7 protein-coding genes are annotated in these 7,308 nt (G+C 63.7%); 6 read left to right on the top strand and 1 reads right to left on the bottom strand.

Features of this window, described 5'->3' with window-relative positions; translation table 11 throughout:
- The first annotated feature begins 96 nt into the window (after window positions 1-96).
- From ACW5XD_RS16715 to uhpC, 6 genes are all read left to right on the top strand, one after another.
- Complete coding sequence (locus ACW5XD_RS16715) at window positions 97-780, top strand: hypothetical protein (protein WP_456495820.1); 684 nt, start codon at window positions 97-99, stop codon at window positions 778-780.
- Window positions 781-833: 53 nt separating this feature from the next.
- On the top strand, window positions 834-1,595 hold the full coding sequence (locus tag ACW5XD_RS16710; protein ID WP_456495819.1) for a substrate-binding periplasmic protein: 762 nt from the start codon (window positions 834-836) through the stop codon (window positions 1,593-1,595).
- Between the two features lie 228 nt (window positions 1,596-1,823).
- The gene (gene rnk / locus ACW5XD_RS16705) at window positions 1,824-2,219 is read left to right on the top strand and encodes a nucleoside diphosphate kinase regulator (RefSeq protein WP_043137446.1); all 396 of its coding nucleotides are present in this window, start codon (window positions 1,824-1,826) and stop codon (window positions 2,217-2,219) included.
- Between the two features lie 217 nt (window positions 2,220-2,436).
- Window positions 2,437-3,027, top strand: a complete 591-nt coding sequence (gene uhpA, locus ACW5XD_RS16700) for a transcriptional regulator UhpA (protein WP_042036506.1) — start codon at window positions 2,437-2,439, stop codon at window positions 3,025-3,027.
- Window positions 3,024-4,544 carry a signal transduction histidine-protein kinase/phosphatase UhpB gene (uhpB, locus tag ACW5XD_RS16695; protein ID WP_456495818.1) on the top strand — a complete coding sequence of 507 codons (1,521 nt, stop codon included), beginning with the start codon at window positions 3,024-3,026 and terminating at the stop codon, window positions 4,542-4,544. Before uhpA ends, uhpB begins: the two co-directional genes overlap by 4 nt.
- A gap of 24 nt (window positions 4,545-4,568) precedes the next feature.
- A complete protein-coding gene (uhpC, locus tag ACW5XD_RS16690; protein ID WP_456495817.1) occupies window positions 4,569-5,912 on the top strand; it encodes an MFS transporter family glucose-6-phosphate receptor UhpC in 1,344 nt (447 codons plus the stop codon).
- A gap of 4 nt (window positions 5,913-5,916) precedes the next feature.
- Here uhpC and ACW5XD_RS16685 read toward each other — a convergent pair whose 3' ends face one another.
- Entirely contained in the window at window positions 5,917-7,050 is a 1,134-nt protein-coding gene (locus ACW5XD_RS16685; protein ID WP_456495816.1) for a GGDEF domain-containing protein, read from the bottom strand.
- Window positions 7,051-7,308 lie beyond the last annotated feature (258 nt).

Raw genomic sequence — 7,308 nt, 5'->3', positions numbered from 1 at the left:
CCCGTGTGTGCGCCAACGGGGGGTGGGGGCCCGCCGTTACCGCGGCGGGGGCCGGGGTCCCTCACCCGGGGCCCCTGCTCTTTCGAGCGATCAAGCATGATGCGATTGTTACTTCCGTTATGGCTGCTTGGCAGCGCCCTCTCCTTTCAGGCTCATGCCGAGGAGACTCCCGATCTGGCCGCCCGGATCAGCTATCACGACAGGGTCACCAGCAGCGATGGCATCGCCAAGGAAAACAGCTGGCAGGAGAAGTGGATGCGGGTCGGCAACCAGGTGTGGAGTCAGCGGCTCATCCCGCTGCCGCTGGCGCGCGCCTATCACGCCACTCACGATGCCAACCCGGGCCACAAACACTTTACCCATCAGATGGCGGCACGCTGGGTGACCCGTGACGAGCAAGGGGAGCTGCAACTGCGCTACGCCGACAGCTGGCACAACCAGCTGGTGGAAGTGCCGGAGGAAGAGTACGGCCAGGTGGCCTTCAAGCCGGATTGGGAGCGGATCCGCTACCTCATCAACCCGGCCCTGCTGCAAGGGATGACGCCTCTGGATGAGGCCGCCCCCGAACAGGCACGCTGGTATGAAGGGCGCGAGGGCAAGCAGCGTACCCGCATCCTCTGGTCGAGCCGTTGGCAGATCCCGCTGGTGGTGGAGTCGGCAAGCCTGGACGGCTATCGTAGCTACCGGATGGAGGTGACCCTCAAACCCGTGCCAAAACAGCTGCCCTGGCTGCAGCTGGAGGACTACCAGACCCTGGATCTGAGGGATTTCTTCGACTGACGTGCCACCCTGAATGGGGTGAGCTGACTTGTGGTAACGGGATGTTACACTCTATGTACTCATCCCTGATCCGGTTTCCTATGCGCATTCCCGTTCTCATGCTGCTGTTCTGCAGCCTGCTCTTTCCCGCCATTCAGGCCCATGCCGTTGTGGTCATCGCGGCCGAGGTCCCCCCTTATGTCATTCGATCCTACCAGGGCGCGCCGAGCGGCATGGCCATAGAGGTGCTGGAGGAAGCCGCCCGCCGTCTCAAGGAGCCGCTGACAATCGAGCTGATGCCGCTGGCCCGCGCCCTCAGCCAGACCCGTCATCGCCAGAACGTATTGCTGGTGCCGCCGGTCAGAAGTCCCCAGCGCGAGCCGCAGTTTCTCTGGATTGCCCCCCTGCTGGACGAAGCCTTCGTGCTGGTCAGTCATCGCCGGCATCACCCCGATCCACTCTCGGTCAAGGCGCTGCCCGGCCTGACCATAGGGGTGATGCGCGGTTCCTATGGCCAGAGCCTGATCCAGCCGCTTGGCCGGGTGAAACAGGATGTGGTAGCCGAGGAGGTCAGCAATGCCAGCAAGCTGGCGCTGGATCGCATTCAGGGTTGGGCCGTGGCCTGGAACAGCGCCCGTTACAATCAGCAGCAGGCCGGCTTGCCGCTGACGGATCTGGTGCGCGGCGACACCCTGCAACAGACGGCCCTCTACCTTGCCGCCAGCCCCCGCTTTCCCCCTGCCGAAGCGCTGCGCTGGCGCAAGACCATTCTGGCCATGCGCGACGATGGCAGCTTGGCGCGCATCATCAAGCAGTACGATTATCAGGCCCCCTGACAAGCCTATCAGGATAATTGCCAAAGCAGTCCAGAATGGTTATGGTATCCCCATGAAAGCGTTCATGATTTTTCCAAGCCAGCTCACACCCCGTTGAGCCCCCGCCCTCGCCCCTGACAGCGAGTCGTTCGGGGGCATGCGTTCCCGATCTATTTTTTCGTATCGACCCCTTTTGCGACCAGCTTGCCCGCCATCCTGGTCATATGACCCATTGATAAGGAATATCCTATGCAAAGACCTCATCTCGTGATTTCCAGCCTGGATCTCGATCGCATCGAACAACTGCTCGGCAACCACCCGCAACACCTGGCATTGCAGGAGGAACTCGACCGCGCCGAGATGCGCGAGCCAGCCGACATGCCGCCGGACGTGGTGACCATGAACAGCACGGTGCGCTTCAAGATGCAGAGCAGCGGCAACGACTTCTGCCTGACCCTGGTCTATCCGAAGGATGTGCAGGGTGATGAGTCCAAGATCTCCGTGCTGGCACCGGTCGGCAGCGCCTTGCTGGGGCTGAAGGTGGGCGACAGCATCGCCTGGCCGGGCCCCGCCGGTCGCACCATCCAGGTCGAGATCCTGGAGGTGGTCTATCAGCCGGAGCGGGCGGGCGAGCTGCACCGCTAACCGCCACGGGCACGCGCCGACCTCCACGAGGGACGGCGCGTGTTCTCCCCGGCCTGGGCCGGGTGCAAAGCCGCCCCCTCCCTGATCCCGATCAAGCTTTGGGGCACAAGCGCCCACCATACCGACCACAATGCGCCCTTCCTCTTGAGCCCGAGCGAGGCGGCAGGTATCTTGTTGGCCGCGCCAGCACCCTGGCCGCAGATTTCAGGCTGACATCATGATAAAGATTGCCCTCATCGACGATCACCAGATCGTCCGCTCCGGTTTTGCCCAGTTGCTCAATCTCGAGCCCGATCTCAAGGTCGTGGCCGAATTCGGCTCGGCCGCCGACGCCCTCGCCGGGTTGCCAGGCAGCGGCGTACAGCTGTGCGTGTGCGATATCTCAATGCCGGATCAATCCGGGCTGGACCTGCTCAAGCGCCTCCCCTCCGGCCTCGCCGTGGTGATGCTGTCGGTGCACGACAGTCCGGCATTGATCGAGCAGGCCCTGCAGGCCGGTGCCAAGGGTTTTCTCTCCAAGCGTTGCAGCCCGGATGAGCTGATCGCCGCGGTGCGCACCGCCGCCCACGGTGGCTGCTACCTGACCCCGGATATCGCCCACAAGCTGGCCTGCAACAGCCAGGATCCCCTCACCAATCGGGAGCGGGAAGTGGCGCAGCTGCTGGCGCGCGGGCTGGAAGTCAAAGCCATCGCCGAACAGCTCGGCCTCTCTCCCAAGACGGTGCACGTGCACCGCGCCAACCTGATGGACAAACTGAAAGTCAGCAACAACGTGGAGCTGGCCCATCGCATGCTGGACAGCTGGTGATCCCCCGCCTTGCCAGCTATGTCGCCATCTCGCTGGCGGCCTGCTTCATCTTTGCCGCCGGCTGGTTTTGCCTGTGGAGCATCAGCCTGCATCTGGCGGGATCCCCCATACTGGCGGTGCTGCTGTTCCCGTTCGGCCTGCGCCTCGGCCTCTTGCTGCAAAGCCCGATCGCCTACTGGCCGCCGCTGCTGCTGTGTGAATCCCTGCTGCTCTACTGGCTCAATCAGGAGGTAGGGCTGCCACTGTGGCCGCTGATCCAGGCGGGCAGCCTGCTCACCCTGCTGCCGCTGCTCATCGCCCGCCGCCAGCAGGTGCGCAACGACTGGCAACAGCTGTTGGTGCTGCTCGCCACCGTCACTGTGGCGGCGCTGCTGCAATCCCTGCTCTGGCATCTGGCCGGGGAAGATGGCCTCACCGCCCTGCTGCTCACCCTGACCGGCGGCCTGACCCTCACCTCCACCTGCATGCTGATCTGGCACTACCTCACCCGCGCCACCTGGGTGCCGCTCGGGCCTGCGCTAGTGGATCAACCGGTGGACTGGCGCTTTCGTCATCTGGTCTGGTATCTGCTGCTGTTCGTGCTGAGCCTCTGGCTGCAGCTCGGCCTGCCGGACTCGCTGGTGCGCTTCACCCCGTTTTGCCTCGCCATTCCCATCATGGCCATGGCCTGGCGCTACGGCTGGCAGGGGGCTCTGCTCGCCACCCTGATGAACACGGTCGCCCTGATGGCGGGCCAGGCCTGGCACGAACACCCGCTGGATCTGCTGCTCTCCCTGCTGGCCCAGAGCCTGACCGGCCTGCTGCTGGGGGCCGGCATCCAGCGCCAGCGCGAGCTCAATCAGGCGCTGACCCGCCAGCTCGCCTACAACCGCCAGCTCACCGAGCGGCTGCTGGAAACCGAGGAGAGCATTCGCAAGGAGGTAGCCCGCGAGCTGCACGACGACATAGGCCAGACCATCACCGCCATCCGCACCCAGGCCGGCATAGTGCGCCGTCTCGCGCCAGACAACGCCGGGGTCGGCCAGAGCAGCGCCCTCATCGAAACCCTGTCGCTCGGTATCTACGATGCGGTGCGCGGCCTGCTCGGTCGTCTGCGTCCCCGCCAGCTCGACGACATGAGTCTGGAGCAGGCGGTACGCAGCCTGCTGCGGGAGCTGGAGCTGGAGCGCCGCGGTATCGTCACCCGGCTCGAGTGGCAGCTGGCGGACGAGGGGCTCTCCGACGCCCAGCGGGTCACCCTGTTTCGGGTCTGTCAGGAGGGGCTCAACAACGTGGTCAAACACGCCAACGCCAGCTCGGTCACCATTCGCGCCCATCGCCAGGCCGAGCGCCTGCTGCTGTTGCTGGAGGATGACGGCTGCGGCCTGCCGGAGCACCGCACGCCCCAGGGGTATGGCCTGCTCGGCATTCGCGAACGGGTGCAGGCCCTCGGCGGCAGCCTGCAACTCTCCTGCATCCACGGCACCCAGCTGACCGTGGCCCTGCCCAATCGCAAACGGGAGGAGCCTCATGGCTGACCCCCTTATCCAGCGAGGCCCTGCATGCTGAGTTTTATGAGAAGCGCGCCGCCCCAGCCGCTCATCCGCGATCAGGCCGAGATCGATGCCAGCTACCGTCACTGGCGGCTGCATATTCTGCTGACCATGTACCTGGGCTATGCGGTCTTCTACTTCACCCGCAAGAGCTTCAACTTCGCCATGCCGGACATGCTGGCGGACGGCATGCTGGACAAGTCCGACATCGGCATGCTGTGGACCCTGTTCTACATCACCTACGGCTGCTCCAAGTTCTTCTCCGGCATCATCAGCGACCGCGCCAACCCGCGCTACTTCATGGGGCTGGGGCTGATGGCCACCGGGGCCATCAACATATTGTTCGGCCTCTCCTCGTCCCTCTGGCTGTATGCGGCACTCTGGGTCGCCAACGCCTTCTTCCAGGGCTGGGGCTGGCCCCCCTGCTCCAAGCTGCTCACCAGCTGGTATTCGCGTACCGAGCGCGGCTTCTGGTGGTCGGCCTGGAACACGGCCCACAACGTGGGCGGGGCCCTGATCCCGCTCATCGTCAGCACCATCGCCCTGCAACACGGCTGGCGCTACGGCATGATAGTGCCCGGTGTCATCGCCATTCTGACCGGCTTGTTCCTCTGCTGGCGGCTGCGGGACACCCCGAGCGCCATGGGGCTGCCCACGGTCGGCGAGTGGCGCCAGGATGCCCTGGAGATCGCCCAGCAGACCCAGGATGCGGGCCTCTCTCCTCGCCAGATCCTGCGTAAATACGTGCTCGGCAACCCCTACATCTGGCTGCTGGCCTGCTGTTACGTGCTGGTCTACGTGGTGCGCACCGCCATCAACGACTGGGGCAATCTCTACATGACGGAGCAGCGCGGCTTCAACCTGATGAGCGCCAACTCGGCCATCTCCATGTTCGAGGTGGGGGGCTTTATCGGCGCCCTGGTGGCGGGCTGGGGATCGGACAAGCTGTTCAACGGCAACCGGGGGCCCATGAACCTCATCTTCGCGGTGGGGATATTGCTGGCGGTGGGGTCGCTGTGGCTGATGCCCTTCTTCAGCTATGTGATGCAGGCGGCCTGCTTCTTCACCATCGGCTTCTTCGTGTTCGGCCCCCAGATGCTGATCGGCATGGCGGCGGCCGAGTGCTCCCACAAAAATTCGGCGGGGGCCGCCACCGGCTTCGTCGGCCTGTTCGCCTACATGGGGGCGGCGCTGTCGGGTTATCCGCTGGCCAAGGTGATGGAGATCTGGCACTGGAACGGCTTCTTCGTGGTGATCTCGGTGGCGGCCGGGGTCTCGGCCCTGTTGCTGCTTCCCTTCCTCAAGGCCCAGGCGCCGCGCACCCAGGCTCCGGAAGTGGAGTTGGCGCCTTGAGGCGTCAGGCCAGTCGGCAGATCCGGTTCTTGCCCTCCCGCTTGGCCTGATAGAGGGCGCCGTCGGCCTGGCTGAACAGGGTGTCGAAATGCCAGCCGTGCTGGCAACGCGCCAGCCCCATGCTGACCGTGATGCCGATGCCGTCCAGCTCCAGCGCCGCCAGATCCTGCAATATCTGCTCGCAGCGCGCCTGCTGGGCTTGCTCATCCTCCTGCGGCAGCAGCACGACAAACTCCTCGCCGCCAAAGCGGCTGGCCACCAGCTCAGGCTGAGCGCCGAGATAAGCCCCCACCGCTGCCAGCACCCGGTCCCCCATCTCGTGGCCGTGACGATCATTGATCTGCTTGAAATCATCCAGATCCAGCACCGCCAGGGCGCCAAATTTGCTCACCCGTCGCGCCGCCATCCGCTCCATGAAGCCGCGCCGGTTCAACAGACCGGTCAGGGAGTCGTGGCTGGCCTGCTGGCGCAGCGCCAGCGCCCGGTACTGGGTACAGAGCAGCAGCACCCCGAAGGTGGAGAGGTAACTCCCCATCAGCATGGAGAGAAAAGGCAGCACATTGACGCCGCTCTGATCCATCAGCACCCGCACATCCCCCTGCAGCAGAAACCCCATCCGCATCAGATTGAAGCCATAGAGCAGGATATTGACCACGGTGAACACCAGCACAGCCGGCAGGTAGTCAGGATAGCCGTGCCGCCAGATGAGCAGCACTATCACGGCCCCCAGCACCATGTAGCTCAGGCAGGCCAGCAATACCCGTGGCGCCATCTGTTCGTTGAACAAGATGCTCCAGCTCAGGGTCAACACATAGATCAGCATGAACAGGGCTGTGGCGCGCCAGCTGAGGGGCTTGCCAAAGAAACGTTGCAATGCCAGCGGCATCAGGGCGATGCAGACGGTGATCAGCAGATTGGCCAGCCAGATCCCCGCCAGATTGGGCATGAAGGCCTGCAGTGAGAAGAGACTCTGGGCCACGAGGGCGCACAGGCTGGACCACCACCAGAGTCCGAGTCCGGGGATCTCCCTGTGGGTCGACCAGATGATGGAGAGGGTGATAAAACCGAGGCTGTAGCCACCCAACGCCATGATCATCAGGGTGAATACATCCAGCTTGAGCAGTATTGAGGTGTCCATACCCGTGCCACTAAACGAAGGTAAGTGAGTATATTGGAAGCGCAAAACAAGACCCAGTGGTGTCTGACTAAATTCTCAATAAAAGTTCATCGGTTGCATAAAATCTCGCTTGAGCCGCCCCATAAGAATCCCATCCATGCTGCCCGCAGGAGGGTAAGGAACGTTTGGCACCGTTGATGAGGGGAGCGGTGTAACAAAGTGTCCCACAGGCATTTTGGACTTGAACCCGCACCATTAGATAGATATGTTGTTTTCGTG

It is taken from the genome of Aeromonas enterica (assembly GCF_054052465.1).
This window is presented reverse-complemented; position numbering and strand designations above follow the sequence as displayed.